General features: G+C 50.5%; 1 protein-coding gene. It reads left to right on the top strand.

The window, feature by feature from the left end; genetic code table 11:
* The coding region (locus tag EVJ26_RS14305; protein WP_201738383.1) for a cbb3-type cytochrome c oxidase subunit I at positions 1 to 412 on the top strand (412 nt) is incomplete at both ends.

Below are 412 nucleotides of genomic sequence, written 5' to 3'. Positions count from 1 at the left end.
GTCTGGGAGTCGGTGTTGATTACTGGATATGGAGTCTCCAGCTATCCGGTATAGGTACGACGCTTACCGGTATCAACTTCTTCGTTACCATTCTGAAGATGCGCGCACCGGGCATGACCATGTTCAAGATGCCAGTATTTACCTGGGCATCACTGTGCGCGAACGTACTGATTATTGCTTCCTTCCCAATTCTGACGGTTACCGTCGCGTTGTTGACCCTGGATCGCTATATGGGCACCCATTTCTTTACCAACGATATGGGTGGCAACATGATGATGTACATCAACCTGATTTGGGCCTGGGGCCACCCGGAAGTTTACATCCTGATCCTGCCTGTTTTCGGTGTGTTCTCCGAAATTGCGGCAACCTTCTCGCGTAAACGTCTGTTTGGTTATACCTCGCTGGTATGGGC

The sequence above is a fragment of the Exiguobacterium sp. SH3S1 genome (assembly GCF_004337105.1).
GTDB classification, from domain to species: domain Bacteria; phylum Bacillota; class Bacilli; order Exiguobacteriales; family Exiguobacteriaceae; genus Exiguobacterium; species Exiguobacterium aurantiacum_A.
The sequence above is the reverse complement of the archived record's forward strand: the minus strand, read 5'-3'. Positions and strand labels throughout refer to the sequence as shown.